At 64.2% G+C, this 26,165-nt stretch carries 32 protein-coding genes; 18 read left to right on the forward strand and 14 right to left on the reverse strand.

Going from position 1 to position 26,165, the window contains the following annotated elements; all coding sequences use genetic code 11:
- Positions 1-158: 158 nt before the first annotated feature.
- On the reverse strand, positions 159-557 hold the full coding sequence (locus NCO8_RS11075; RefSeq protein ID WP_067638695.1) for a hypothetical protein: 399 nt from the start codon (positions 555-557) through the stop codon (positions 159-161).
- Positions 558-795: 238 nt separating this feature from the next.
- Here NCO8_RS11075 and NCO8_RS11080 point away from each other — a divergent pair, with 238 nt between their 5' ends.
- A complete protein-coding gene (locus tag NCO8_RS11080; protein WP_067638696.1) occupies positions 796-1,443 on the forward strand; it encodes an HAD family hydrolase in 648 nt (215 codons plus the stop codon).
- On the opposite strand, the gene NCO8_RS11085 is transcribed toward NCO8_RS11080, so the two are convergent.
- Positions 1,440-2,711: an NsdA family TPR-like regulatory protein gene (locus NCO8_RS11085; protein ID WP_157104869.1), complete on the reverse strand. Its 1,272-nt coding sequence runs from the start codon at positions 2,709-2,711 to the stop codon at positions 1,440-1,442. The genes NCO8_RS11080 and NCO8_RS11085 overlap by 4 nt on opposite strands.
- Before the next feature lie 186 nt (positions 2,712-2,897).
- Between NCO8_RS11085 and NCO8_RS11090 the strand changes: the two genes are divergently transcribed.
- From NCO8_RS11090 to NCO8_RS11100, 3 genes are all read left to right on the forward strand, one after another.
- Positions 2,898-3,185: a hypothetical protein gene (locus NCO8_RS11090; RefSeq protein ID WP_157104870.1), complete on the forward strand. Its 288-nt coding sequence runs from the start codon at positions 2,898-2,900 to the stop codon at positions 3,183-3,185.
- A 169-nt stretch (positions 3,186-3,354) separates the two neighbouring features.
- A complete protein-coding gene (locus tag NCO8_RS11095; protein WP_245655310.1) occupies positions 3,355-3,834 on the forward strand; it encodes a DNA-directed RNA polymerase subunit beta in 480 nt (159 codons plus the stop codon).
- A gap of 381 nt (positions 3,835-4,215) precedes the next feature.
- Positions 4,216-5,037 (forward strand): SAM-dependent methyltransferase, encoded by an 822-nt coding sequence (locus NCO8_RS11100; RefSeq protein ID WP_157104871.1) that lies wholly within the window; start codon positions 4,216-4,218, stop codon positions 5,035-5,037.
- A gap of 128 nt (positions 5,038-5,165) precedes the next feature.
- On the opposite strand, the gene NCO8_RS11105 is transcribed toward NCO8_RS11100, so the two are convergent.
- Complete coding sequence (locus NCO8_RS11105) at positions 5,166-5,504, reverse strand: hypothetical protein (protein WP_067639994.1); 339 nt, start codon at positions 5,502-5,504, stop codon at positions 5,166-5,168.
- A gap of 363 nt (positions 5,505-5,867) precedes the next feature.
- On the opposite strand from NCO8_RS11105, the gene NCO8_RS11110 reads away from it, so the two are divergent.
- Positions 5,868-6,278: a DUF4189 domain-containing protein gene (locus NCO8_RS11110; protein WP_067638704.1), complete on the forward strand. Its 411-nt coding sequence runs from the start codon at positions 5,868-5,870 to the stop codon at positions 6,276-6,278.
- 358 nt (positions 6,279-6,636) lie between these two features.
- Positions 6,637-6,813: a hypothetical protein gene (locus NCO8_RS31255; RefSeq protein WP_157104872.1), complete on the forward strand. Its 177-nt coding sequence runs from the start codon at positions 6,637-6,639 to the stop codon at positions 6,811-6,813.
- Positions 6,814-7,019: 206 nt separating this feature from the next.
- On the opposite strand, the gene NCO8_RS11115 is transcribed toward NCO8_RS31255, so the two are convergent.
- Positions 7,020-7,250 carry a DUF7677 family protein gene (locus tag NCO8_RS11115; protein WP_210739952.1) on the reverse strand — a complete coding sequence of 77 codons (231 nt, stop codon included), beginning with the start codon at positions 7,248-7,250 and terminating at the stop codon, positions 7,020-7,022.
- 182 nt (positions 7,251-7,432) lie between these two features.
- Here NCO8_RS11115 and NCO8_RS11120 point away from each other — a divergent pair, with 182 nt between their 5' ends.
- Complete coding sequence (locus tag NCO8_RS11120) at positions 7,433-7,888, forward strand: hypothetical protein (protein WP_157104873.1); 456 nt, start codon at positions 7,433-7,435, stop codon at positions 7,886-7,888.
- A 190-nt stretch (positions 7,889-8,078) separates the two neighbouring features.
- Here the strand turns inward: NCO8_RS11120 and NCO8_RS31260 are convergent, their stop codons facing one another.
- The gene (locus tag NCO8_RS31260; protein WP_157104874.1) at positions 8,079-8,621 is read right to left on the reverse strand and encodes a hypothetical protein; all 543 of its coding nucleotides are present in this window, start codon (positions 8,619-8,621) and stop codon (positions 8,079-8,081) included.
- A 247-nt stretch (positions 8,622-8,868) separates the two neighbouring features.
- On the opposite strand from NCO8_RS31260, the gene NCO8_RS11125 reads away from it, so the two are divergent.
- From NCO8_RS11125 to NCO8_RS31265, 3 genes are all read left to right on the forward strand, one after another.
- Complete coding sequence (locus NCO8_RS11125; protein WP_157104875.1) at positions 8,869-9,198, forward strand: hypothetical protein; 330 nt, start codon at positions 8,869-8,871, stop codon at positions 9,196-9,198.
- Positions 9,195-9,464: a hypothetical protein gene (locus NCO8_RS11130; RefSeq protein ID WP_067638711.1), complete on the forward strand. Its 270-nt coding sequence runs from the start codon at positions 9,195-9,197 to the stop codon at positions 9,462-9,464. The genes NCO8_RS11125 and NCO8_RS11130 overlap by 4 nt, the downstream gene beginning before the upstream one ends.
- Positions 9,465-9,595: 131 nt before the next feature.
- The gene (locus NCO8_RS31265; protein ID WP_157104876.1) at positions 9,596-10,069 is read left to right on the forward strand and encodes a hypothetical protein; all 474 of its coding nucleotides are present in this window, start codon (positions 9,596-9,598) and stop codon (positions 10,067-10,069) included.
- Between the two features lie 28 nt (positions 10,070-10,097).
- Here NCO8_RS31265 and NCO8_RS11135 read toward each other — a convergent pair whose 3' ends face one another.
- From NCO8_RS11135 to NCO8_RS11160, 5 genes are all read right to left on the reverse strand, one after another.
- Entirely contained in the window at positions 10,098-10,370 is a 273-nt protein-coding gene (locus tag NCO8_RS11135; protein ID WP_067638713.1) for a hypothetical protein, read from the reverse strand.
- A gap of 222 nt (positions 10,371-10,592) precedes the next feature.
- Positions 10,593-11,159: a hypothetical protein gene (locus NCO8_RS11140; protein ID WP_067638714.1), complete on the reverse strand. Its 567-nt coding sequence runs from the start codon at positions 11,157-11,159 to the stop codon at positions 10,593-10,595.
- Positions 11,160-11,769: 610 nt separating this feature from the next.
- Positions 11,770-12,150, reverse strand: a complete 381-nt coding sequence (locus tag NCO8_RS11150) for a hypothetical protein (protein WP_067638718.1) — start codon at positions 12,148-12,150, stop codon at positions 11,770-11,772.
- A 120-nt stretch (positions 12,151-12,270) separates the two neighbouring features.
- Positions 12,271-12,600, reverse strand: a complete 330-nt coding sequence (locus NCO8_RS11155) for a hypothetical protein (protein WP_067638719.1) — start codon at positions 12,598-12,600, stop codon at positions 12,271-12,273.
- 161 nt (positions 12,601-12,761) lie between these two features.
- Entirely contained in the window at positions 12,762-13,457 is a 696-nt protein-coding gene (locus NCO8_RS11160; protein ID WP_210739953.1) for a TetR/AcrR family transcriptional regulator, read from the reverse strand.
- Positions 13,458-13,536: 79 nt separating this feature from the next.
- On the opposite strand from NCO8_RS11160, the gene NCO8_RS11165 reads away from it, so the two are divergent.
- Both NCO8_RS11165 and NCO8_RS11170 read left to right on the forward strand, forming a co-directional pair.
- Entirely contained in the window at positions 13,537-14,442 is a 906-nt protein-coding gene (locus NCO8_RS11165; RefSeq protein WP_067638720.1) for an alpha/beta fold hydrolase, read from the forward strand.
- A 275-nt stretch (positions 14,443-14,717) separates the two neighbouring features.
- Positions 14,718-15,443: an aspartate/glutamate racemase family protein gene (locus tag NCO8_RS11170; protein ID WP_067638722.1), complete on the forward strand. Its 726-nt coding sequence runs from the start codon at positions 14,718-14,720 to the stop codon at positions 15,441-15,443.
- Between the two features lie 738 nt (positions 15,444-16,181).
- Here the strand turns inward: NCO8_RS11170 and NCO8_RS11175 are convergent.
- Positions 16,182-16,577, reverse strand: a complete 396-nt coding sequence (locus NCO8_RS11175; RefSeq protein ID WP_174550316.1) for a VOC family protein — start codon at positions 16,575-16,577, stop codon at positions 16,182-16,184.
- Between the two features lie 26 nt (positions 16,578-16,603).
- The gene (locus NCO8_RS11180) at positions 16,604-17,260 is read right to left on the reverse strand and encodes a hypothetical protein (protein WP_245655311.1); all 657 of its coding nucleotides are present in this window, start codon (positions 17,258-17,260) and stop codon (positions 16,604-16,606) included.
- 78 nt (positions 17,261-17,338) lie between these two features.
- Here NCO8_RS11180 and NCO8_RS11185 point away from each other — a divergent pair, with 78 nt between their 5' ends.
- Both NCO8_RS11185 and NCO8_RS11190 read left to right on the forward strand, forming a co-directional pair.
- On the forward strand, positions 17,339-17,917 hold the full coding sequence (locus NCO8_RS11185; RefSeq protein WP_167353270.1) for a hypothetical protein: 579 nt from the start codon (positions 17,339-17,341) through the stop codon (positions 17,915-17,917).
- Positions 17,917-18,393: a hypothetical protein gene (locus tag NCO8_RS11190; protein WP_067638725.1), complete on the forward strand. Its 477-nt coding sequence runs from the start codon at positions 17,917-17,919 to the stop codon at positions 18,391-18,393. Before NCO8_RS11185 ends, NCO8_RS11190 begins: the two co-directional genes overlap by 1 nt.
- Before the next feature lie 117 nt (positions 18,394-18,510).
- On the opposite strand, the gene NCO8_RS11195 is transcribed toward NCO8_RS11190, so the two are convergent.
- The gene (locus NCO8_RS11195) at positions 18,511-19,341 is read right to left on the reverse strand and encodes an SAM-dependent methyltransferase (protein ID WP_067638727.1); all 831 of its coding nucleotides are present in this window, start codon (positions 19,339-19,341) and stop codon (positions 18,511-18,513) included.
- A 148-nt stretch (positions 19,342-19,489) separates the two neighbouring features.
- Here NCO8_RS11195 and NCO8_RS11200 point away from each other — a divergent pair, with 148 nt between their 5' ends.
- Positions 19,490-21,061, forward strand: coding sequence for a serine/threonine-protein kinase (locus tag NCO8_RS11200; RefSeq protein ID WP_067638729.1), 1,572 nt, complete (start codon positions 19,490-19,492; stop codon positions 21,059-21,061).
- Entirely contained in the window at positions 21,058-22,257 is a 1,200-nt protein-coding gene (locus NCO8_RS11205; RefSeq protein ID WP_157104878.1) for a DUF7373 family lipoprotein, read from the forward strand. Before NCO8_RS11200 ends, NCO8_RS11205 begins: the two co-directional genes overlap by 4 nt.
- Position 22,258: 1 nt before the next feature.
- Here NCO8_RS11205 and NCO8_RS11210 read toward each other — a convergent pair whose 3' ends face one another.
- Positions 22,259-22,750 carry a glutathione peroxidase gene (locus NCO8_RS11210; RefSeq protein ID WP_245655313.1) on the reverse strand — a complete coding sequence of 164 codons (492 nt, stop codon included), beginning with the start codon at positions 22,748-22,750 and terminating at the stop codon, positions 22,259-22,261.
- Positions 22,751-22,912: 162 nt separating this feature from the next.
- On the opposite strand from NCO8_RS11210, the gene NCO8_RS11215 reads away from it, so the two are divergent.
- Together NCO8_RS11215 and NCO8_RS11220 are read left to right on the forward strand one after the other, a co-directional pair.
- Complete coding sequence (locus NCO8_RS11215) at positions 22,913-24,400, forward strand: FAD-dependent oxidoreductase (RefSeq protein WP_067638739.1); 1,488 nt, start codon at positions 22,913-22,915, stop codon at positions 24,398-24,400.
- A gap of 143 nt (positions 24,401-24,543) precedes the next feature.
- The gene (locus tag NCO8_RS11220; RefSeq protein WP_067638741.1) at positions 24,544-26,133 is read left to right on the forward strand and encodes a GMC family oxidoreductase; all 1,590 of its coding nucleotides are present in this window, start codon (positions 24,544-24,546) and stop codon (positions 26,131-26,133) included.
- Positions 26,134-26,165: the final 32 nt, after the last annotated feature.

A 26,165-nucleotide genomic window follows, 5' to 3' on the forward strand; every position in this document is an offset into this window, starting at 1 on the left:
CCTGCGACATACTAAGCAGACCATCGGACATCTCGCGCTCCCCCGCGGTGATCGTACCCGAGGATTGCATTTTCGTGAGTTATCTAGTTGTGCTAACGATTTCGGGATCGAACAGCATCGCTGGACTCCCAGGCGGAACGCGAATGCTCTGCGGGCTGTTACCGATCAGTTCTCGGCAGAGGTGAGGTGTCGGCGACGGTTTGTTTCCCCTCGCCGGACCCGACACGACGCGGCATCATCTTCGGCCGGGTACCCCGCGCCGAATCCCCCGACCGCTTGCGCCGCGACGCCGCGAGGTCGATGACATCTGCCTCGTGTGCGGGGCTGCCGTCGACGGGATGCTGCGACTCCGCGTCGGCCGACCACGTTCCGGTCTCAGCTTGCAATTCCGCCCGGGTGACCGGGCGGGTGGGCGCCGGATCGTAGACGGGCGGTGAGTACCAGGGGCGACGACGCGGATCATCGAGGTCCTGCGGGCTGTGCCGTGGTCGTCTGGGCAGCCGGACGACTTTCGAGGCCGCGCCCTCGGCACTGGATCTGCCCTCGGTGCCCTTCACATCTACTCTCTTCCGACGCAGCGGCTGTGCTGCGCAGCGAATCGCCTGGCAACCACACAGGTGGTCTCCGCAGCCTACCGCATGCGCGACGCGTCATCGAGGCGCCCTTCGCCGGATTCCTCAATGCCCGGCGGCGACGTATTCGTGAGGTGAATAGACAGCGGCAACCAGACTTCGTTGGACCTTAGACTGGCGCCGGCAAAGTCGGCACCGCGCCGAGGTCGGAGTAGGAGTTGTGGTGATTCGGGCTGTTGTGTTCGATGTCGGCGAGACCCTGGTGGACGAGACAAGGGAGTATGGCACCTGGGCGGACTGGTTGGGAGTACCCCGCCATACCTTCGTCTCGGTGTTCGGGGCCGTAATCGCCCAAGGCCTGGACTATCGAGAGACCTTCCAAGTGTTCAAGCCGGGTTTCGATCTCGACCAGCAGCGACAAGCCCGTGCGGATGCAGGTCAGCCGGAGTGGTTCGGCGAGGACGACCTGTACCCGGATGTTCGCCCGGCACTGTCTGCTCTCCGTGCGATGGGTATCTGGGTGGGCATCGTCGGAAACCAGACGGTGCGGGCGGGTGGTCTGCTGCGTGGGCTTGACCTGCCAGCCGACTTCATCGCGACCTCTGATGATTGGGGCGTGGCAAAGCCTGATGTCGCGTTCTTCGACAAGGTTGTCGAGGTCGCCGGTTGCCCCGCAGAACAGATCATCTACGTTGGCGACCGCATCGACAACGACATAACCCCGGCCACGAAGGTCGGGATGCGGACCGCCTATATTCAGCGCGGGCCGTGGGGCTGGATTCATAAAGACCGTCAGGACGTCAAGGAGCTTTCGGACTGGCGCATTCTCAGCCTGTCCGAACTCCCTGACATCGTGAAGGCTGAGAGCTAGCCGGAGAGCGAGTTGACGGTTGTATGCCAGTCGTACAACCGCTCATCAAGTGCTCGTACCTGTGGTAGCGAGTCCCACTTGCGCAGGTCTTGTCGGACTACCTTGATCCGCTCCAAAGTCGTTGCGTACCAGTGCTCCCCGATTCCGTCCAGTGCATCCTCGAGGAAACGGCAAGCTTCTTCCGGCAGCTTTTCCAATACACAAGCGGCTGCGGCGTCAGCAAGATATACCGACCGCTGTTTGACCGATTCCGCGGGAAGCTCGTCCAGGACTTGGCGCAGTGTTACCAGCGCTTGGCGGCCGTCGCCGGCAGAGACCAAGGTGTTGGCCTTGAAGCCCGCGAGCCGTGTCGGAGAGAACCAGTCCAACCAGGGCGGAGACGGCCGATCTTGGGGGTCGTGCAGGGCATAGGACTGTTCCGCGTGCCGGATGAGATCGAGAGCCTGCCGAGTGTTGCCAAACCTGGTTTCGACCTCGGCTTCGACAGCGTCCAGCCAGGCAATCAGTTCATGGTTGCCGTTTCCTCGTCGCGCAAATGCCCGCGCCGCGCGAACACGCTCCCGGGCTTCCTCTGCCCGTTTCGTTTCGCCGGAGAATGCCGGGATAAAGGCCATATGCGCCAGGACCGCGCAGCCGAGAAGGGCATCAGCCGCTTCGTGCGCCGCCTGCAGCGCCAGGACAAAACTACTCTGAGCTTCATCTGCCTGCTGAAGGTCGAAGAACTCGAGGCGACCCGAAAGCAACGCCGACTCCGATACCGCCTTTGCCAACGCGACGGTTGCCCGGACGTCCACCTGCGGAATGAGTTCTGATCCCAGCAGCGCGTGATGAGCGACGGAGCGGTGCAGTTGCTTCGCTGGCAGCGACCAGTACCACCCACGATGCGCAACCGTGATGGCCACGTAGTTCTTCACGACAGCTGCCGGTAGCTCCGCACCGGTCAAGCCGCGCCGGGACCGCACGGCTTGAATCCGGTTGCCATTCAGCACATCTCCAGAATTTCGTCCCTCTGAACTGTTGCGCCACGGTGGCGAGAATCCGAGCTCTGTGACGGGTCGCTTGAAAAGCGCTTCCAACGCTGCGGCATGTTCTGGATGCGGCCAGGGCGGATCGTCTGACTCCCAGCGTCTTACGGTTCGAGCGGCTACCTCCAGACGGAGACCGATCGTCCGCGCCACTTCGGTCAATGCGTCGGCCAACGCCGCCTGAGAGCGGTACCCCAGCGCCTGCCGTGCCGCGCGAAGCGCCGCGTTCCCATTGTTCGCCATAGCATCCAGTCTAGTCCGCTATCAGGACAATTGACGAGGTGTCTATCCGGATGTGGCCGCTTGGTGTCCGCTTGTTTGTCCTTCTTTGGGCACTTGTCTTCGGTCAACGTTGTTGCCATGAAACCGCGCAGGTCGGGATAGCCGGCTCGCCGCGAAGCGGATACCGCGAAGGATCACGGAGGACCGATGAACGAGCCCGAACCATCGACAGACCACACGCGGATGGCCCTGACTCGTCCGCCCGACTTGTCGGCGACGACGACAAGCACCCTCGAGGATGAGGTTTTCGACGTTCTCAGGCCGGGCGGGATGTTGACCGCCGACACGATCGCTCACAACCTGAACGCGCCGAAGTGGCGTGTCGTCCGCGTACTGAACACTCTGCGGGACAAGGGCAACGCTTTCCGCAACCGGCGCGGGGAGTGGCAGCTTTCGGCCGGGAAACGCCGCCCAGAACGGCAGGTGATCCGATGAGCAGCCTCGCTCCCCCAACTCGCGGGCGTCAGCCGGCTGTGGCCGACCTTGCGGCGTTGCTCGAGGCGATGCGGGAAGCTGGATGGGTCGCTACTGCACCCAGCCCGGCCGAGGGCGCCATGCCAACCGGGGCGACCTCCCGGCCCATCGACGTGCCGGGTGGCCCCTCATGAACCAAATGTACTCTGTTCCTGCATCATTCGTTGAAACGCCCCGCGCGCGATGTGAGTTCTATCGGCGCGTGTGCTCGCTGCCGACCGTGGTCGACCCCGAGACGGGCCGGATAACGATGCGAGCAGGAATGGTCGGCGCAGTGATGATGCCTGCCGATCTGGCACGACGAGTGAAAACCGCACTCGATATCCGCGGGGTCACACCGTTGCCGATCATCGGCCACCCGCGGGCGGGAATGTGGACGTTCCTCGTGCGATCGGATATCCGACCTTCCGGCGACCCCGCCGAGGTCGCCCAGCTCTGGGCCGCGCGCGTGGTCGTGATCCGGGAAGGTGACATTGCCTTGCCGTCCCCGGTGCCGGACGCGCTGGTGGTCCGCACATGGGTCTCACCGGCTATCAGCGCCTTCCGGCCGTCCGGAGCGGTCGTCATCGAATGCGCTCGTTCGTGTCTACCCGGGCGGCACCCCCGATGAACACCGGCGGCAGGTCGCCACACCCTCATGAGCCCGATATCCGGCTTGCGGTCCAGTTCGCCAGTGTACGAATAGATTTCGTGGCCTGTCTGACGGCTGCCTTCGTGTTCGTTCAAGACATCGCCGTCCGCCGGCCTTGCACCGTCGCTGTCGTCTCCGGCCGCTGCACCGGGCTTCCGCGGCTTCCGAACGAACGCTTGTATCTACTGCCCTGACCTGCACGACCGCACCGAAACACCGACCAATCGAATGGCCTTCGCGCCGCCCCGGTGAGACCACACGACACTCACCCGGCTGGCAGCACGAAGGCGGCCCCGAAATCGAATCCCGCGATCTCCGGGTCCCAAAACTTGCCCGCCGCGCAGAAGGAAGCGACAACAAGTGAACACAACAGACCGCCCACGGCGCGTCATGTTGGACCAGTCCCGCCCCAACAGCGCTCGCGTTCACTCCGCCTTGCTCGGCGGCAAGGACTATTACCCCGTCGATGACGTGGTCGCCGAAAAGCTTGCGGGCAACAAGATCACGCCCGCGATCACCGAATCCCGCCGATTCGCCCGCCGCGCCGTCACCCATCTCCTGAACCACCACCGGGTCACCCAGTTCGCCGAACTCGGGTGCGGGTTCCCACACACCCCGAATATCCACGACATCGCAGAAGATCACACCAGCAGCGCGCGCACGCTCTACATCGACAACGACCAGCTCGCGGCCAACCACGCCCGCGCCCTGATGGCAGGGCACCACGCCCGCACCGCCGAAATCGACCTCACCGACACCACCGCCGTAGTCGAGGCCATTGCCACAAGCTTCGATATGTCGGCACCGATAGCGTTGATACTGTCCGGCACTGCCGAACTCATCGATGACGCACCGTCGATGATCGCGGCGTTGACCCACGCACTACCGGCCCGGACATGGCTGGTGCTCACCCACATCACCGCCGACGTTTTCGGCCACGACATCACATCGGCCGCGCAGGCCCTGCGCGCAGTCGGGATCGCTTACCACCCACGCATGCATGATGACATCGCGTCGATGCTCACCGGCTACCACCTACACACCCCCGGGTTGGTCGCCCCGCACCGATGGCGGCCCGAATCAATCGGATCGGACCGCTACAGTCGCGCCACCGAACCAATGCACCCCGCAGCGTGGGACCTCAGCGCTTACGCCGCCATCGGACAGCAGTGTCGGGCATGAGCCGATCCCGACCCTCGTTAACGCACGGGTCGCGGCAATAGCGGATGGGTTCGACGTGCTGCGTGCCGCCATGCAGCGCCGCCTAACCTACGACGAATACGGTCTGCGCTCGGCGCCTCCGTGCGCCGTCACCGATCGTCCGAGGACTGCGCTGCGTGTATCGCGGCTGCGACGGATAATGCATGGAGATCGACCACCACGTCTTCACCGTCTCGGCGGCCACGTTCAAAGACTGCCAACCCGATCAGGGCCAGCTCCGCAGCGCGGTCACGTAAAGCGTATTGGTCTGCGGTTTCCTCCCCGATCTCGCCGGTTTCGTCTCGATTCCAGGCGGCCACGGCTGCCTCGGCCAACTCGAGGGGCAAACGAACGGAGACCGGCTGAACCCGAGGGGCGATCCATTCACCAATAGCGACAAGCGCTTTCGAATCGTCGAGGTACCTGGTGTTCGGCTCTTGCTCGGTCATGAATGGGAGCGTATGCAGCTGATACACAGCGTGTCCAACGTTATCCTTTATCCGCCACCACCTCGGGCTCTCGGCCGACCCGGAGACCGGCAAGGGCCGAGTCTGCCGCAGCCACGGCTCTGACCCGGGCCATTCGTCGTCATCGTTGACCGCGTCCGTCTTTGCGCGAGGCGATGGCCGCCGTCGAGGGCACTCCCGCAGCCGAGGGCGACCAGATCGGCTTCGGCAGACCATCACGAACACCACAGTGCGTGATGGTCTTTGCGGTGACCCCAAGACTTGGGTCGACCTCGAGTCCATGCGCTGCGGTATCTTCCAAGCGATCGCCGCACCCCCGGTCGGCGCGCAGAGGAAGCACGCCACATGTTCAACAAATCTTTTGCGGTCGCCGCGCTCTCGGTTAGCGCTGCTGCCGTTCTTGCGGCACCGCCCGCCGCCGCCGACCCGGTCAATTGGGGCGCCATTTCCCTCAGCGTGTGGGGCAACGTCTACGCGTTTTCGATCAACCATCCCACGGAAGCCGACGCCATTCGAGCCGCCGACCAAGCGTGCAAGGGTCAAGGCATCATCGACTGCCGGATGATGGTGACGTTCGCGGACGGCTGCGGCGCAGTCGTGACGAGTCCGCTCGCGATCGTCGCAGGGTTCCCGATCGTGGGCTTCGGTAAGGGGGCGACCCCGGAAGAGGCATACGCAGACGCCACCCGCAACCTCCCCACCGGCACCGGAAGCGTCGGCTCGTTCGATCGCGAACATGCCTGCACCCACCCTTGATCCAGTTCCAGCACGCACATATCGATACTCTGTTCATTGGAAAGAAGACTGGCCAGAGCTGCGACCACACCGATCCGGCCGACCGATCCCTGCTATCAGCGCGGCCGACGCTGCGCTTCTGCTCGAGGAAACGATGTCGGTCCCCGATCACGCCGTCAGCATCGAGCTCGGCCCAGTCTTTGCGTTGGATGGCGAGCTCTTCATTCGCCGTACGCCGCTCCGGGATCGCATACTCCGCGTCGTAGTAGACCCGGTTCTCAATACTGGAGTGATAAAATCGGTTTCGCGTTGGCCAGAGCACTTGCGGAGCGCTGTCCGTCGAATATCCCCACCGCAAGGACCGTCCGCCCAGGACGGCGTGCTGGACACACTGATTGACGATTACGCCCGCACCGTCGAGAGCTTGCTCGGCACCATCCGATTCGCGGCCCAAGTGGAGATCCGACCGGACGGCTATTACGCCAATATCTGGGATGATTTCGTATTGGTCTCCCGTACGCACGTGGCTCGTCTGTCCTTGAGCGCCGCCGATTGACGACTGTCGACTGGGTCTGTGTCGATTGCACGGGCAACCGACACCATGCACGGAATCGGCAGTCGAGTGGATTCGTCAGCTGTGCTGCGGCCCTCGGGATCGCGCGGGGCGCGCGGCAGATGCAGACGTTCGAGACCGCCCGCCCTGCGGGCATTACCGTGCACTGAGCACAGGACGCGTGGTCAGTAGAGCTCGACTTCCCAGGCCTAAAGGTCTACTTCTCCCGGCGGGAGTTCGCCTTTGCAGTACTTATAGAGCCACAGTGCAGCACGGCGTTCGGCGTACTTCTCGTTGAGGGGCTCACCTTCGTCGTCGAACTCGAGAACGTTGGCGAAGATGGCGAAGCAGAGCTCCATTTGCGAAGGTGAGTTCTTCAATTCGTCCCAGTAATTGATCCCGTCCAGCATCGGATGACCGACCGATCCACGGGACACCATCCGGCGAAACGGCGAAGAGCTCCCGATGCGCCGTTACTCAGTGGATCCGACATGCGGTTGGACTGCAGAAGATGCAGTCCGCGCGCATCGTCGAGCAACGGCCCGCGTGGTAGTGTCTTGCATAACACCGTCCACATCATTCTCGGCGATGGACGTGTCGTAACTTATCCGAAAGGTTAGCGGTGTCCGTTTTTGAGCCACTGTTCATCGAGGCCGATGGGTCGCTCCTTGAGGTTAGTCATGAAATAGGGAAATACCTGGGTATGACCGTACGAATTGATGCTGATCGAGTATTTCTTGCGAGACCGGCTCGTCGTGGCGAAGGATTTATTAGCGGAAGGGTGTATGTAAACGATTTTCCGAGTCCCGATGACGGTCCGGAGGAGGTCGCTGCGTACGACAAGTACAAAATCTTATTCGACATGTGGGCGCACGACAGATCCATACAGGAGGTCGAAGCGCTCGATGTGTTTATCGAGCTATCGGCATCTGCGCCCGCGTATGCCCTCTTGCTGACGCACGACTTGCAAACGCTCGTCACGTCTTATCTTCCATCACGAGGTATTCACAATTTCCCTATAGGGACTACACCGGACTACGAGGATATCGAGGTGTGGCAGGATTGGGTGCTTAGGTAGATCTTCTGCACCTATAATCGATGATGGCCGGAATTCACGTTTATACGCAGAATTGTTTCCGTTGAACCCTGCCGCGCATGTCTGTTCATCATCGAGGGGGATGCCACCTGAAGCCGTCACATCGCTATCCATTTGAATAGACTGTGACCACTATTTGATCGCTTCATAACCCTATGCCGCTAGAGCGCCCCTACCCGACAGTGAGTGCCGGATAGTAAAGCCGCATATTTTGGATGACGTCTTCCGTTGCATAGGGGAGAATGCTTGATTCGGAGATTGTTACCGGACTCCAGCCATCAGTGCTCGCAAGGCGCGTATATAGACTATGGCGACGCTCCGGTGATCGCGTTACCGCGATGGTCGGATCTTTCAGGATGATTTCCAACTCCTTATACAGTCGAAGGTCGCGAAGTATAGGTTGATTCACCTTGATTCGGCGAACTCGAACCATGGATATTTCGTTCCAATATATACGCCCGTAAAGGCGATGGACAATGCCGTCATGGTCGACGATGAGCTCTGGACAGGCGTGGCGGATATTTTGAATCCCGTAGAGGGTGGCTGCCGTGCCGGTAATCAAGACTGCATAAAGTGCAGCATGTACGTTTTCCTCGAGCGTGATCGTTAGAATGGAAATGATGATCGCGACAATCCCCGCCGTGCACAGGAGAATGCTGATCGGATTCGCTGACGGGCCATAAACTTGCACCTCATCCGGGCCTGCGGGCTGCACAGCGTGCAGGATACACCACCGAAAGTTGCCGACCCGTTGGAGACCAAGTGTCGGACAACACTTTTCGCACGGATCATGGCCAGCGTACGATGACGGCGCCGACAATGAGCTTCGCGTACATGTTTTGACGTGGCTGGGAACAGTGCCCCGGTTTTCTCCGGGCGATGTCGCTGCACAGCGATCGCACGCTTTCCGTGGACGTCGGGACGGGCTGTGCGTAGAAGTGACGGAAGTGGGAGGAATCGCGATGAGGGATTTGGCACCGACGTCACTGTGGCGTCTTCCTGACTCCGAACTCGACAACGTTTCCCTGTTCTGGCAATGGGCGACTCTCAGCGGCGCAGTGCTGTTCTTCGTCGAGTTCCTGTGGTTTCTGACTGTATGGAACATGCTCGGCTTTGACCGGGTAGTAGCGGCGGTGGCGGTCACGGCGGGATCCGCACTGGCGCCGCCCGTTGTGCTGACGGTCGGGCGGCACAGGCACCGAGTACACGCCATGCTGGTTGGTGGAACCGCTATGAGTCTGCTGTGGCTGCTCGTGCTGCTCATCGTCGTCGGCTTGGTAGGCCACCTATGAACAAGTTGCCGGGACCGCGGTCGGGCTGGTTCGGCCCGCCGACGCTCGCCGCCCTGTCTATCGCATTGTTCGTGTACTCGGTGCTGCTGCTGATCCCGTACCTGATAGCTCTCTGGTTGGTGCTGTGCCCGCTCCAGTTGCTGACCGGATTGGGACTGCTCGCCTTCGGCGGGACCAAACGCCAGGTGGGCGTTGGCATACTTATCGCCACACTGATCGCGGTAGTGACCCTGGTCGCCTATGGCGCGCTCGCGCCCTCATCGTGAGGAGGGTGGACAATGAAGTTGCCCCAAGAACGCATTCTCTCCACAACGGCTTCTTCGTGAGGTGGAAGACTTCCGCAGTGGACATGCGTAGAGTGCGGTCTCGTGCCGAGCGGTTGAGCGGGTACCGCCGTGTGCTGGAAACCCGGGACCCCGAAACCCCGCCGGAGAGGTTGCGCGAGCTTGCTGTCGACACGGTTCGGCCGGTGCGGCTGTGGACCGCACGAAATCCGAACACCCCACCGGATGCCCTGGCTCTCTTAGTGATTGATCAGGACGGACACGTTCGGTGGAATGCGATCCTCAACCCTGGCGTGCCGACCGACGCGCTGCACCCTGCTGCGGAGCTCGAGGCCAGAATGTATGGAGATGCGTCCTTCTCGTTCGGCGAGCGGGTTGCTCACCACCCGAATGTCAGCGATGAATTGCGTGCTGAGTTGATCGAGGCCCGAACGTGCCGTCGCCCTAGAGGGTGTCCGAAGCCGTGGTTCTACGGCAACTTCTCCGAAGCCGTGGTTCTACCGCAACTTCTTCGAAGCCGCCCGACCCTGAGCGCGGCAGCAGCGGCAATCAGTTGGGGAGCGCCTAAGGCACGCTCATCGACATGAGCGCTGATAGTCGCAACGTCCGCAGCCCCTACTGGACGAGCGGTCGCTGATGCCCGCATTGCAGCTCAGCACCTGATTGATCGCGGACCAGAGCGAGCGCGCCCGACCAGACTTCCAGGTCTCCTCCTGGGAACCACGAGACATCGAAATGCGCCCCGCACATGGACTCGGAGTATTCGCTCTCGTCGAACTCGACCGTGAACGCTTCCTTGGGGCGCATCCAATAGTCCTCGCCGAGAGGCTCCAGCCTCATCGTGATCATCTTGTCGTCGAATGGATTTGTCAGTCTGAGCTTGAGCATGCGGGAAGCGTAGTGCAGTCCGAGTCCTCTGCTTATCGGCAGTTGAGCGCGTTCGTCCCCACGACCCTCGCTATGCACGCCCAGCGGCATGCCAGGACATCTCGACCGTGTCATCGCCTAGCGTCCCGGAACAAAACTCGCATCGCCGGTTGATCGGCGTCAAGACTCGCCGGTCACCGGGAAGGCGGTCCTTGTCGACCCTTGATTGATGTAGACGATCCCTCAGCGTTGCCCATGGGAATGCTTGGTACGGGCGCCCAGGAGCCGTGCCTGCTCGCCTTTCAAGAACATGAACCGGTCCCGGGTGTACTCACGAAGTTCGCGCCCAGGGAAGGGAATCAGCGATAGGTGGTCCCCATAGTTTCCCTGTGCCCAGCCCGCCGCGGTGATTTCGTATCCAGAGGTGTGCGCGCAAAGTTCGAGCAGGACACGCGGCATCTCCTTCTCGATGAGCAGGTCGGCTTTGGTCACCACCACATCGCGCATCGCCTGGATGTTCGGTATGAAGACCGCTGTTGCCCACGTACGCCATTCGGCGAGCTCGCCCTCGGTCGGCGGGATATCGTGGCGAAAGGGGTCACGACCATCGGGCCGAACGTATTTCGCCGAAAAGGTGTCATAGACCCGGCTGTTGGCTTCCATCAGCGCGAACAAGGGCCCGTAGAAGTCGCTCAGCTGAAGATTCACCCTCGTCAAGCGTGCCTGTCTCTGAGCCAGCCGCACGCTGTTGAGATATGTCGCTAGGTAGCCGACAAACGCCAACGCGACGGTCGTGATCAAGGCAGCCATACGGGTGATCGTAGGCCGGATCGCTCGATAAGACACGAACTCGGTTGGTAGTCAGCGGGTTTCGTCATCTGCCAGCCATCCGCCAGCGCGGACTCGCGTACCTCCCTAGCGCGCGGCTAAGGCGATCTGACACGCCGTAATCGGCTGTGGAGCGCGTGCCAGTCGAGGGTCGTTTCGAGCGCGGTCGTAGCGCATCGTCGTGGGGGTCGGCGTGGCGCGCGGCGATCTGCACATCGCGTAGATCGACACCGGCATCGAGCAGGTCGTGACGAAGGTGTGGCGCAGCATATGCGGATGCATGTGACGCAGCCGAACCACCGTGACTGCAGCCAGGGCGCGTAGACGCTTGGTGGCGCAGTGGCGATCCATACGTCGGCCGCGAGTGTTGAGCAGGAGCGGCCCGAGGTCACGGTCGGAAATCGCGCGGTCGATACCGCGTCCGACGGCGCAATACGAGGTCATCGTCGGCGAAGGCGACGTCGATGTCTGCTGAAGTACTCATGGATAACGATGCCCACGCACAGACGGCTACGGCTACCGGACAGCCGGAGTCGATGTCCTTTTCATCGATCAAGTAACGCTCGGGTTGCGGCACGAGCGGACATGCAGATCAGCGACGGCCATACAACACATCCGGCAGCGCGCGGGCGAACTTGCGTTGCAACCGGCGAAGTGTACGAACAGTCTCCTCGTCCCGGAGCCCGGTGGTGATCGACCACTCCACGCCAGAACCGAAAACATCGCTCGCGAAGACGAACTCGGTCGCCAGCAATGCGCGCCGCCAATCTCGCGCACTCAGCACTTCTCTCGCCTCCAACGCCAAACGCAATCGCCGCTCCTGTTCGAGCAGGTCGGCCACGCTTTCGAAGTCCATCGCGATCGCTAGATTCTCACTGCAATTCGCCGGGCCGGACCACTCTCCTAGACCCCACCACAGCAGTCGGCGCTCTTCGGTCGATAGTTCAATCTCTACTAGGTCATCTGGTTCCACCGGTTAAGGGTGAACTACCTGCACCGGAACGGCCAAAACGCACGATAATCGGCATGTACGTACGTTCGCCATCGCGCGATCACGGCAAGAGGCGGTGTTCATCTCGCGTGTGGTTGCCGGTCAGGTCAGGACAGGCGGCACGTCGCGTCGGATCACGCGAAGCTGAGCTGCTGCGATCACTCCCGGAAAGTAGTAGTGACCCTCCGGTGACAGCACAAGATCATCGGTCCGGATCCCGCGGACTTCCCACACGTCCACGGGTCCTCCGGTGTTGTTCATGCGTACGAACCAGTCACACTCGAAGTCGTTGAGCGCAAGGAAGCAGCCGGCCTGCTCGGGTCGGTGGCTTCCGGCAATGCCCCGCGCTGCGCCCATACGCCGCCAGTCCAAACCGAATCTCGCGATGGAGGCGCGGTTCAAGACTGACGTCACATGATAAGACGGCAGCACTCGCCGACCATAGCAACCGCCAGCCGGGCGTTGATCACCGCGACAAACACTGCACCTGCCGATTACGGGCAAGCCTTCTGGTCGATCGCTGCCGCCAGGGTCGTCGTCGCGGCCGTCGTGATGGCCGCTACCAGCGCATCACGACCAAGACACGTAGGCGGTCAGTCCGGTCTGAGCAACCCCTGGAGCACTCGGCGCAGCACGAGTTCGAACATGTCATCCGATGGATCTCCGTCGCGGCCCGATTCCTCGAGTGCTGCCGCGAGAAACCGGTGGCCGCCTTGCTCGGCGGTCTTGTGGAGATAGGCCGTCTGGGAGATGCGCCGCGACCGGTCCGCGGTCCGGTCACCCACCTCGGCGCGAGCAAACTGTTGTGCGAGTGCGTTCAGCACCGCGATTACCTCTAGTTTCACCGGTCCCGGCACGTCGATGCCCGCCATGGCCCGTAGCGCGCACTCGAGGTAGGCGATCCCGCGTGGTCCCACCCGCAAGGGCTCGACAGGGATGTCCAGTAGCCACGGATAATTGACGTGGGCGGTCTTCGCGCGGACCGCCAAGGCGATGAGGTCGTCGATCACCGCACCACTGGGCACCATGTCGAGATCGATCTGGCCGGCAGCAAAATCGACCATGAGGTCGAGTACATCGTCACGACCCGACACGTAGCGGTACAGCGCCGACTGGCTCACGCCGAGTTTCTCGGCTATCCGACGAGTGGAGACAGCGGCCAGACCACCCTGGTCGGCCAGTTCGATCGCGGCGGCTGTGAGATCGTCCCGGCTGTGCGCCGGGGTCGGCCCGCGCCTGCCTTCCGCGCGTTCCCACGCCGTCGGCGTCACTTTCGCGGACTGCGCCACTCGCTGTACCCCTATCGCCCGGTGTCTGTCATGCCTTATCTTAAACTGTGTTCACTGATCACAGTTTGGGAGGTTCGAGATGTCAGCCGATGCGAAATGGGGACCGCGACGATGGGCGCACAACGGAGCGGTACGCCTGGCGTTCGACGAGTTCATGCCACACGTAGGCGGAGAACCGTTGCTTATCGCCACCGGGCTTGGTGCGAACCGGCACTGGCTTCCCGACGGGTTCTGTGCGCAATTGGCCGAATTCGGTTTCGCCGTAGCGCGATACGACCAGCGTGACGGCGGTGAATCGACCCATCTGCCACCGACGGCGGTGCGGAACCCGATCACCGCGCTGCTGGCCCGGCGCGGTTCGGCCTACACCGCCGAAGATATGGCCGACGATGCCGTGGCGGTGCTCGATGAACTGGGCTGGAGTTCGGCGCATGTACTCGGTGTCTCTCTCGGTGGTGCGGTCGCCCAGCGGGTCGCCCTTCGACACCCCGCCCGCGTACGCACCCTCACCTCGGTCGATGCCATCCCGGGGGATGTCATCGGACTGCGCGCACTGCGCTACATCCGGCTGGGCACGCTTGCGAAGTTCGCCCGGGTGAACTTTCCCGACACCCGAGCGGGCGCGATCGATGCGGGCGTCGCGGTGGCGAAACTCCTCGCCTCGCCCGGTCACGAATTCGACGAGGCGGCCGTGCGCACCCGACTGGAACACAACCCCGACAGCGGAATTCACGACCAGGAGGCACAGAGCCGGCAGATCGGGGCCCAGTGGAGCGGGCCGGCGATCACCGAGATCACCCGGCCGACCCTGGTCGTGCACGGCGAAGACGATCCGCTGATCAAAACCAATGCCGCTCATGCCATCGCGTCCCGGATTCCCGGCTCTCGGCTGCTCCTTCTTCCCCGAGTCGGACACGACCTACCCGAGCACGCATGGAAACCACTGGCAGCGGCAATCCGCGAACTCGCGGACACCAACGCCTGATCCACCCTCACGCACAGAATGTCGAACCACATTCCTGGCGGCACTCGCGGCCACCATCATGTTTCCAGAACGAGCAATGTTGGCAGAGCACGGAACCGGCGTTCCCGACGTCAACCTCCGACTGCCTTCCGGGTCGGCGAACAGTCTGAAGGCCGAGTCCTCCAGCGAGTCCGGGAGGTAGCGGAGCGGTCCGCAGCGCGGTGGGCCGAAACTGATTCATCACGAACAATATTCAGAAAATAGACGGCACCATTCGTGCTGACAAGGAGCAACGTATGAGACACGTCGGGATCTTGGCGCACAGCATCGAAGGAGCGTCGCTGTGCTTGCGGACCCTCTCCCAGGAGGGCGCCCGCGAACTCGGACCGCACCAGCACGCAGATGTGACCCTGGACTGCATCGCCATGGGCCGCAGCATGCCGGCCTGGGAAGCCGGCGACCACAGTGCGATTCGAAAGACCTTGGCTACCAGCGTAGACCGCCTCGCCAAGGCCGGGGCAGAGTTCTTCGTCTGCCCCGACAACACCGCGCACATAGCATTGGAGTCCGTCGGCGACGACCTGGCCCTGCCGGGCCTGCACATCGCGGAAATCGTCGCGGAAAAGGCGGCTGCGGAAGGCTACCAGCGAGTTGGAGTGCTAGGTACCAAGTACACGATGACCGGCCCGATGTACCCGCGCGTCTTCGCGACCAAAGGGATCGCCGCCGAGATCCCCGACTCCGACGAACGCCGCTCGATCGACGACATCATCTTCACCGAACTATGCGAAGGAGTGTTCACCACCGCCTCCCGGCAGCGCTACCTCGATATCATCGACCGGCTACACGGTCTGGGCTGCGACGCCGTCGCTCTGGTCTGCACCGAGATCCCCCTGTTGATAACCCCGGACGTATCCCCTCTACCCACACTGGATTCCACCCGCCTGCTCGCCGAGGCCGCCCATCAGGTCGCCGCCGGGACACGCCCGCTTCCAACCTGGCACGGCGGCCCCCGCGACTGAGTCGCATGGTCATCGACCGGACGCGGTGGTATCGCTCCAGCCGACCGACGCTGGCTGTACAAGCCGGCAACACACGGCCCTTTTCAAGGCATTCGAGTGTAAACAGCCAATCTGAACTCACCCGATGTAGCTCGATCTGCGGACCGGATCGCCCTGCGAGGCGGAAACTCCGGCTGCGACATACATCTCGGTGAAGCTGCGATGAGCCCGGAAGTCATCGAGCAGAAGGTCCTGGAATCGGCTTGGTCTCAATGGGTCAGCAGATCGCTGCCGGAGAAAAGAATCCCGTTGAACGATGCCTCGCCACCATGCTCGGCTTCGCCTGAGTCTGGCTGAACATTCTTTCCGTTTGCCACCGCATTTCCTGTTCTGTGGCAATCTGGTGGCGTGGGCGAGAGTGAACGGGTCGGGCATGGTGGTGGAACCGATGCGATCCTCCAGAGGCTTGCGGCCAGCACGGTGGATGTCGTCGGAATAGAGGTTGCCCCCGGCCGAGGAAATGGGACTCGACCAGCAGCCCGTCCCAGGTCTCGCCTTGTCCGAGTGCTCTTCTGCTGCTCGGTGTTCATCGCTGCTTTGTTGCTGGCTCTCCTGTGCGTAGGTGTGGCCTGGTTCGGGTTCTTGATTTTTCTCTTTTAGCGGTCTGCGACGCCTTCGAACAGACCGCGATCAGGCTCGCTGCACCGGCCAGATGCAAACTTTCGAGACCGCCCGCCCGGCGGCATGTTCGGCGCCGGACTAGGCAGGGCCGCCGAGTAGATCCCACCGGTTGCCGGCAATGTCGACAAAGACCGCGACACAGCCATAGGGCTCGGACCGTGGTTGCGTCACGAACTCGACCCCAGCTGCGACCAACCGAGCATATTCGGACTGAAAGTCATCGACCCGCAGAAAGAACCCCACGCGTCCGGCAGCCTGACTACCGACTACAGCGGCCTGCCGTTCACCATCCGCCCGCGCCAGAACAATCCCGGTTTGCGCACCTGGCGGACGAACTACCACCCACCGCTTGGGTCTGCCGTCATTGGTCAACGACGGCACGTCCTCGATCAGGTCGAACCCCAACACCGCGACGAAGAACTCGATCGCCGGGTCGTACTCCTCGACCACGATCGTCACCAGCTCCAGATACATCATCTGAGCATAGGAAGCGCGGCTCATCAGCCTGCTGCTCCAGCGGTGGTTCCATCGATGATCTGCGACGTCACTGATCGGTGAATGCCGACCTCGGGTCCCGTTCGGATAATGCACGCATCGACGATTCCCACGTCGGGATCTCTGTTCGGCGAGCTGATTCGTGTGCGTGAACCCGATTCGTGCGTAACGAAGTTCAGGTGAACTCTGGATCGGCTAGCAGTACCACGCGATCGGCGGTCGGGTCGAAACCGAGCACCGGAGGCGGGGAGCCCCCCCTCTGCGCTCATCAACACGGGTTTGCCCAGTCGCCGACCGACCGCGCACAGGAAGGCGCACAGGGTGTCTACTCCCGCCTGGCCCTGCAGCTGGCGGAGGTCGACGTCGAAGTCGATCTCCGTCGCAGACCACAGACGAAAGATCACCAGCACAGCTGGGGTGGGCCAGACACGCAGCTGGGCCAGCTCCGCATCAGCAGGGCGCGATAAAATCTCCGCGGCCGATGGCAGCCGCCCCGCAATATCACCCTCGAAGTACTCCCAGGCCCAGCCCTCCGACCGGACCATGTCGAACACTGCCTGCCAATCTTCGGCCGAGGTGGAGGTGACGGACACGTCCGGAAGTGCCCCCATCAGGTTCGGGTCGAAGAAGTTTCTGACCTCGTTCCACAGCAGATCCGCCATCCCGGCATCCTGCCAGGATGGCGGATCTGGGCGCAGCTCGATTTCGTGTCCCACACGGGTGTGGACCGTAAACTAGCCATGGACGCCGCTTACGGGTCCATCGTTGGGGGAATGATGACCGCAGCTTTCTTCGCCGCGTTGGCCGGCCTGGTCGGAGTCATGATCGGGCGTTTGTGGGACACACGATCCGAATCGACTCGCTGGCGTCGTGATCAGAAGACCGCTAGTCATCAGCGTGTCATCGAACAGTTCCAAGTCACCTATGAAGCGGTTCGTGTCGTTGCTCTGACCGGCGCTGATGCCGCGTCGTTCCAAGCTCTCGTCGAGCACACTCGTTCAGGCGGGTTCGCGGCGTGGGATAGCGCAGTCGCCGCCGTGTGGCTCCACGGGTCTACCGATGTTGTCGTCGCGGTTACCCAACTGGACGAAGCCCTCGGCGCCCTGTTCACCGCCGCGACCGACCGCCGAATCCAAGACCGCACCGAGTGGAATCAGGCGCGCGAGCTAGCTGGAGCCGCATTCGAACAATTCGTCAGCGCGGCGCGCAGTGAACTGGACCTGCCGCCAGTGCCCGTACGAGTGTTTCACTCGACACAAATGACTCCTACAACCGCGCACCAACCCGCGGAGATCAACGAACAACGAGGAGCCTCTTGATGACCGCCGCACTGCTGGCGGCGTCAGCTGCTGTGGTCGGCATTGTGATCGGCCGCTTCTGGGACCAACGTGCCGAAACCACCCGCTGGCAACGGGATAAACGCGCCGACAGCTACCAGCAACTCACCGGCGCCTTCCGCACCAGCTACGACACCATTCAACAGATTGCGCTAGCCGACACACCAGATGATCACATCGCAACGATCGATAACCACGTCTGGCACGAAGCGCTCTGTAGTGTCTGGATTTACGGCACTCCAGAGGCTGTGCTGGCCGCCGCCCGCCTCGACAGAATCCTTACCCAGACGTTTACCGCCGCGAAGACCCGCCAACACAATGCAAGCGAATGGGCAGTCGCTCGCGTGCCCGCCCGCCACGGATTCGAGCAGTTCCTCGCCACCATTCGCGCTGAGGTTTCCCGCCAGGCGATACCCTTCACGTTCTACGACGAGGTCGCCTCGATCGAGCCACGCTAGTTGCTCGGCGAGGCTCCTGCTTCCGTGAATTCTACGTCCGAGAGCGCGTCGCCAGATTGCGCCGGACATTCGTAGGGTGTCGACTGATCAGTGAGGGCCCGCCGATGTCGACACTCGCTAGCGCTTCTGGCCGACCCCGCCGAGGATGCAGTGGCGGACGTCGGAGAGGGGGGTGAGGTGGGGGCCGTCGGGCCACCAGTCGTCGCAGCGGACGAGGCCGGGTTCGATCAGGGTGGTGGTGCCGAACATGGCCTGGATTTCGGTGCGGGTGCGGAAGCGGCCGCTGCCCATGGGGCTGTGGATGAACTTCTCTTCCATCTTCTTGGCCAGTTCGCTGTAGTCGGGGGTTTCGGGGTCGTGGAAGTGGGCGATGGCGATGAAGGAGCCGGCCGGGAGGGCGTCGATGTAGGTCTGCATCAGGGTGGGGGCGTCTTCGCCGAGGTAGTGGTGCAGGGTGCCGATCTGGAACAGGGCGATCGGGCGGGTGAAGTCGAACTCGGTGCGCACGATCTCGTTGCCGAGAACGTCGAGGGGCGCGAAGATGTCGGCCTCGGCGATGTGGGTGCGGCTGTTGCTCGCCAGCAGCGCTTTCCCGTGCGCCAGCACCGACGGGTCGTTGTCGACGTAGACCACGCGCGATTCGGGATTCACCCGCTGCACGACCTGATGGGTGTTTTCCGCCGTGGGTAATCCCGATCCGAGATCGAGGTATTGGTCGACACCCATTCTGGCGAGGAAGCGGCACACGCGGATGAGGAAATCGCGGTTGGCCCAGGCCAGATCGTTGACCTGCGGCGCGACGGTGCGGACCTGGGCTAGCACGGCGCGGTCGACCTCGTAGTTGTCCTTGCCGTTGAGGGCGGCGTCGTACACGCGAGCGATACTCGCTCGAGTCGTATCGACTCCGACGGGCACGGAGCTGGGGTAAGCGGCAGAAGCGTGCGACATCGGATTCCTCCGTGATTTCGGACGGGTGCCTTTCCGGAATCAGCCTAGATGATCTATTCGCTTGGTAGGGAACGTATCTCGACGGCGCGGTAACCGGGGGCTGGGCGACGGGCTCCGGGGCGGCAGTCCCTGAGCTAGGTTTGCAGGCATGCACGAGCTCAGGGCCGGGGACATGTTCGCCGGTTATCGGATCGAGCGGGTGCTCGGGTCGGGTGGGATGGGCAGTGTGTACGCGGCCGGGCATCCCCGGTTGCCGCGCCTGGTCGCGCTGAAGCTGCTGCATTCCTCGTTCGCGGCGGATCCGATGTTCCGGGGGCGGTTCGAGCGGGAGGCGGAGCTCGCGGGGCGGCTCGACCATCCGAATATCGTCGCCGTGCACGACCGGGGCAACGACGGTGGGCGGTTGTGGATCGCGATGCAGTACGTGGCGGGGTCCGACGCGGAAACCGCATTGCGGGCGGGGCCGGTGGCGCCGGAACACGCGCTGCACATCGCCCGGTCGACGGCGGCGGCACTCGACTACGCGCACGCGGCGGGATTGTTGCACCGTGATGTGAAACCGGCGAATATCCTGCTGCGCGAAGGCATTCCGGGAACGCAACAGGTGTTGCTCACGGATTTCGGGATCGCCAAGGCAGTCGACGAGGCCACCGCGCTCACCCAGACCGGTGCGGTGGTGGCGACCCTGCGGTACGCCGCACCCGAGCACCTCGACGGGCGGCAGGCCGGTCCACGCGCGGACCAATATTCCCTCGCCTGCACGCTGTTCCACCTGCTCACCGGACAACCGCCCTACACCGCGACCACGGCGGGCGCACTCATCGGCGCGCACCTCATGCAGCCGGTGCCGAGGGTTACCGAACGGGCGCCGGGCCTGCCACCTGCGATGGATTCCGTGTTCGCCAGGGCGCTGGCAAAGGATCCTGGACAGCGGTTCGGCACCTGTACCGAGATGGTCGACGCCGCACAAGCAGCACTCAGTCGTGGTGTCGCCCCGTCAACCGATCCCAGTGCACAAAAGCATCCCCATTTCAGCGGTGCACCGCTCGGCGGAAGCTCCGCACCGCATCTCCCTGCGCCCACCACACCCTCCCCGTTTGTCGACGCACAGCACTCCCCCCTGCCGACCGGCTCGAGCGCGTCTCCCGGCACATTCAGGCGAGCGCTCGTCGGATGGTCTGCCGCCGCGTTCGCGGTGATCGCCGCCGTCGTCGCCGGAATCCTCTGGTCATCCCGCGACACCACCGGCACCACCACACCCCCCAGCACCACCACCGCCGCGCCGACGACAACCACGACGGACTCCTGGGCGGCAGGTCGCCCCATCATCGCCCTGTTCCCCGATCTGCTCCCGGCCGGTCCGGACAGCACCGGATATCGGGACCTGCGGTGCAGTTTCGCGACGAAGAATCCGGATGCCCTGTGGGACAACGGGTTCAACTGCACCGACCGGGAGAAACTGGAGGTGCAGGTACTCGCCTATCCCGACGCCGCGACGGCGGACCGGTATGTCGCCTCCCTGCCGAGCGGCGCGAACGAACAGGTGCGGTCACGGTACGGCAGGCCGGTGACCGTGCGGAAGTTCAACGGGTCCGACGGGCCGTGGCTGCTGGTGCAGTTCGAGGCCGCACCCCATTCGAGCGTGTTGTTGCAGGTGTACTGGCCAGGGCACACCCATCAGGAGATGATCGAGCAATGGCTCGCCACCGCACCGCTGTGACAACACGCGTCGCCCTCGGCGCGCTCGCCACCCTGCTCGCCGGTTGCGCGACCGTCTCCGGCACCGCGACACCCGGCGAACTCGACGTGCGCAGCCTCGACGTGGGCAGCTACACGACCGCGCCCGCCGACGTGGAGATCGGTCGCACCGCGGCGGACGGCCCGATCCTCGAAGGGTTGCGGATGGGCGGCGCGGTGGTGTTTCCCCAGGATCTCGATCCGGCACTCACCTACAACTGGGGCACCGACGTGCTCGACACCCCGCGCCGCGTGGTCGACACCTCGGCCGCCTCGAACGTCAATCTGCCCACACTGGAACGGCATCGGATCATCGTCGCGTTCGACATCGCCCAGGGCAGCCGGGCCTTCGACAAGAACGTCCCCGCCATCGACACCGACGCGAAGGTGACCCGGGTGGTCCTGATGCGATTCCCCGGGGAGAGCACGGCCGCCGATGCCGCACGCGATCTGGCCGCGACCGATTTCGCGGTGAGCCCGGACAACCGGCCGGTGCCGATTCCGGGATACCCCGGCGCGCACGCACATTGGCGGCCGGGCATCAAGACGATCGGCGCGCTCTTCGCGCACGGTGAGATCGTGGTCAGCCTGTTTTTGCAGCACCCGGCCCCCGATGTGGACGCGCTGGCCCGCCGGGTCGCCCAGGTCCTCGACGCGCAGGTGCCGCTCCTCGATCAGTTCACCCCGACCGCCCCCGACCAGCTCGCCGACCTGCCCCGCGACCCAGACGACCTGTTGCGCCGCACCCTGATTCCCGGTCCGCCGAACCAGCGCATCGCCATCTCCTCACGCGAATACGCTGCGTGGACCGGCCGCGCGAGCAGGCATTACCGGGCGAGCGAACCGGCCGAACTGGCCGCCGCATGGGATCGGGGCGGTGTCGACAGCGTCGCCCACTCCTACACCACCACCCTGTTCCGCTTCCGCGACCGGGCGGGCGCGGACGCCTTCGGCACGACCTGGCGCGACACGCTCAGCGACGCGGCGCGCGAGATCCCGGGGCCGGACGCGGTGCCCGGTGCGTTTTGCGCCGAACGCCGGGCGTCCGGCAACACACCGGCGGTGGCCCGCTGCTACGTGAGTTACCGGAACTACGGCGGGTTCGTGAGCGGGCCGGAAGCGGGGGCCGTGCGCAAGCAGGCGGCAGCGCAGTACGCGCTGCTCGCCAACGCGCAGTAGTTCAGAGCTGGGCTTCGACGGCCCGCACGACCTCGGGGTCGTCCGGGGTGGTGCGCGGACGGAACCGCGCGGCCACCGCGCCGTCACGGGCGATGAGGAACTTCTCGAAGTTCCACTGCACGTCACCGGCCGCGCCCTCGGCGTCGGGGGTCTCGGTGAGCACCTGGTACAGCGGGTGCCGGTCGTCGCCGTTCACCGAGGTCTTCGCCAGCAGCGGGAAGTCGACACCGTAGGTGACCGAGCAGAATTCCTGGATCTCCTCGGCACTACCGGGTTCCTGGCCCATGAACTGGTTGCACGGCACACCGATCACGGTGAAACCGCGCTCGCCGTAGTTCTTCTGCAGGTCGACCAGGCCGCTGTACTGCGGGGTCAGCCCGCATTTCGAGGCCACGTTCACCAGCAGCACGGCCTTGTCGCCCGCCAGTTCGCCCAGCGTGGTCGGCTCGCCGGCCAGGGTCTCTACCGCGATGTCCCGAATGTTCGCGCTCACGTGTGCACCACCAGATTCTTCTCGACGTGGGTTCGATCGCCACCGTACCGGAGCCGCGAGCCGAAATCCGTGTCCCGCTGGACGGGAATTCTGTAACACGTTCTTGTTTTGTTGGCCTCCACGCGGCACCATTTCGGTACACACCCACCACCGGAGGCAGCCGTGACCGACAACAGCCCGCGTACCGACACCGTCCGGCCGCTGCGCGAGAACACCGTCGACCAGTGGGATTTCGAGGTCGACGTGGTCGTCGCCGGCTTCGGCATCGCGGGAGTGTGCGCCGCCATCGAAGCCGCGCGCGCGGGTGCGAAGGTGCTGATCCTGGAACGCACCGGCGGCTGGGGTGGGGCCGCCGCACTCGCGGGCGGCTTCGTCTACCTCGGCGGCGGGACCGCGCTGCAGCGTGCGCTCGGCTTCGACGACACCCCCGAGAACATGGCCACCTTCCTCACCGCCGCGCTCGGCCCCGGTGTCGATGCCGCCAAGATCGCCGACTACTGCGCGGGCAGTGTCGAACACTACGACTGGCTCGTGGACTGCGGTGTGCCGTTCAAGGAGGAGTTCTGGGGCGAGCCGGGCTGGGAGCCGCCGCACGACGAGGGCCTGATGTATTCCGGCGGCGAGAACGCGGCGCCGTTCCTCGACATCGCCAAACCCGCACCGCGCGGGCATGTTCCGCAGCTGGCGGACAAGAAGATCGGCGAACGCAGCGGCGGCTACATGCTGATGAAGCCACTGGCCGACACCGTCGCCGAGCTCGGTGTCGCCGTCGAATACGACACCCGCATCCGGCGGCTGGTCGTCGACGCCGACGACCGGGTGGTCGGCCTGGTCGCGACCCGGTTCGGTAAGCCGGTCACGGTCCGGGCTGCCCGCGGCGTGGTCCTGGCGACCGGCAGTTTCGCTTACGACACCGAGATGATCGACCGCTACACCCCGCAGCTGAGCGGACGTCCCGGCGCGGCCATCGAAGAGCACGACGGCATCGGCATCCGGTTGGCGCAAGCGCTGGGCGCCGAACTGGCCCATATGGACGCCAGCGAGGTCGCGATCTTCGGTGACCCGCAGATGATGGCGCGCGGCATCCTCGTCAACGGGCGCGGGCAGCGCTACATCGCCGAGGACACCTACCCCGGCCGGATCGGCCAGGCCACCCTGTTGCGGCAGGAGAACCAGGCCTTCCTGATCCTCGACGAACGATCCCTGGAGGAGGCCCTCGCCACCGAGAGTTCGACCCCCTTCTTCCGGTTCCCGCCCAAATGGGTCGCCGAGACGGTCGCCGAACTCGAAGCCGAGATGGGTCTGCCCGAACAGGCGCTGCAAACGACGGTCGCCACCTACAACCGGCACGCCGCCAACGGCAGCGATCCCCTGCTCGGCAAGAAGCCCGAGTGGGTGCGCCCGATCGAGGGCTCGCTGGCCGGGTTCGATCTGCGCGGTTTCACCGCCGGATTCACCCTCGGCGGGCTGCGCACCGATCTGGATTCGCGGGTGCTGCACGTGAGCGGGGAACCGATTCCCGGGCTGTTCGCCGCCGGTCGGTGCACCTCAGGGCTGTGTGCGGGCGGTTATGTCAGCGGGGCATCGCTCGGTGACGGCAGCTTCTACGGTCGCCGCGCGGGTCGCGCCGCGGCGGCCGGGACCTACTGAGTCCCACCGGACGCCGACTGTCAGTACGCTGCTTGCAGCACCCGGCCCGACGCCGAGTCAGGCTGTGCTCGCGGTCTTTTCACGCGGGCTCGGGTGTATCCGTGTTGGCTACGACAGATGCAGTGCAGGATCGGAGTTGGACAGTGCAAGCAGGTGGGACGTCCGCGGATTACGTGATCGTCGGCTCCGGGTCAGCGGGGGCGGTGCTCGCGAACAGGCTCAGCGCCGACGCGGGCACCACGGTCGTACTGTTGGAGGCGGGGCCCGCCGACGACGACAAGTTCGCCCATATTCCGGCGGCGTTCTCGAAACTGTTCCGCAGCGAACGGGATTGGGACTACTCCACCGAACCGCAGCCCGCGCTCGGTGACCGCCGGATCTACTGGCCGCGCGGCAAGACCTTCGGCGGCTCGTCATCGATGAACGCGATGATGTGGGTGCGCGGTTTCCGCGCCGACTACGAGGAATGGGGACTGCTGGCGGGCGAGAAGTGGAACTTCGCCTCGGCCGTCGAACAGTTCCGCAAGATCGAGAACGTGCAGGACGCGCAGTTCCCCGACGAGGGCGCGAAGGGGCCGCTGCACGTGCAGCGGCAGCGCAGCCCGCGCGCCTCCACCCATGCCTTCCTCGAGGCGGCGCGGCAGGCCGGCCACAAACTCGAGGCCGCGAATCGTCCGGCGCCCGAAGGTTTCACCCAGACCATGGTCACCCAGCGCGACGGCAGGCGCTGGAGCACCGCCGACGCCTACCTGCGGCCCGCGATGAAGCGCGCCAACCTCACCGTGCGGGCCGAGGCACTGGCCACCCAGGTGCTGTTCGAGGGAACCAAGGCCACCGGCGTCGAGTTCCTGCACGACGGGCAGACCCACGTGGTGACCGCCGCCAAGGAGGTCATCCTGTGTGGTGGCGCGGTGAACAGCCCGCAGCTGCTGCAGCTTTCGGGCATCGGTGACCGCGAACAGCTCACCGAGCACGGCATCGATGTGGTCGCCCACTCCCCCGAGGTCGGCGCCAATCTGCAGGACCATCTGATCGCCGCGCTCGGCTACAGCGTGGAGTCCGATTCGCTGTACACGGCGGAGAAGCCGCTGGAACTGCTGAATTATCTGGTGCGGCACCGGGGCATGCTCACCTCCAATGTGGGTGAGGCGTACGGCTTCGTGCGCAGTGAACCCGAGCTCGAGCACCCCGACCTCGAGCTGATCTACGCGCCGGCGCCGTTCTATCACGAGGGCTTGGTCGAGGCGACCGAGCACGGTGTGGTGCTCGGGTCCATCCTGTTGCGCCCGCGCAGCCGTGGCCGGATCGGTCTGGCCTCGGCCGACCCGACCGCCAAGCCGGTGATCGATCCGCGCTACCTGTCCGACCCCGACGGCGCCGACCTGGCCGCGCTGACCGCCGGTCTGCGGGTGTGCGCCGGGCTCGCGGGCCAGCCCGCGCTCAAGAGCACACTCGGGCCGCTGATCTACCCGCCGCAGGCACCCGATGATCTCGAGGCGACGATCGCGCTGACCATCGAGAAGTTCTCGCACACCCTGTACCACCCGGTCGGCACCTGCCGGATGGGCACCGACGCGGCCAGCGTCGTCGGCCCGGATCTGAAGGTGCGCGGTGTCGAGGGGCTGCGCGTGGCCGACGCCTCGGTGATGCCGTTGATCATCCGTGGGCACACCAACGCGCCGGCGATCTTCATCGGCGAGCAGGCCGCCGACTTCATTCTGGCCAGCGCCTGAGCCGACGGTGGTGGCGCGCCGACGTGGCACGC

The sequence above is a fragment of the Nocardia coubleae NBRC 108252 genome, assembly GCF_001612805.1.
Classification (GTDB): domain Bacteria; phylum Actinomycetota; class Actinomycetes; order Mycobacteriales; family Mycobacteriaceae; genus Nocardia; species Nocardia coubleae.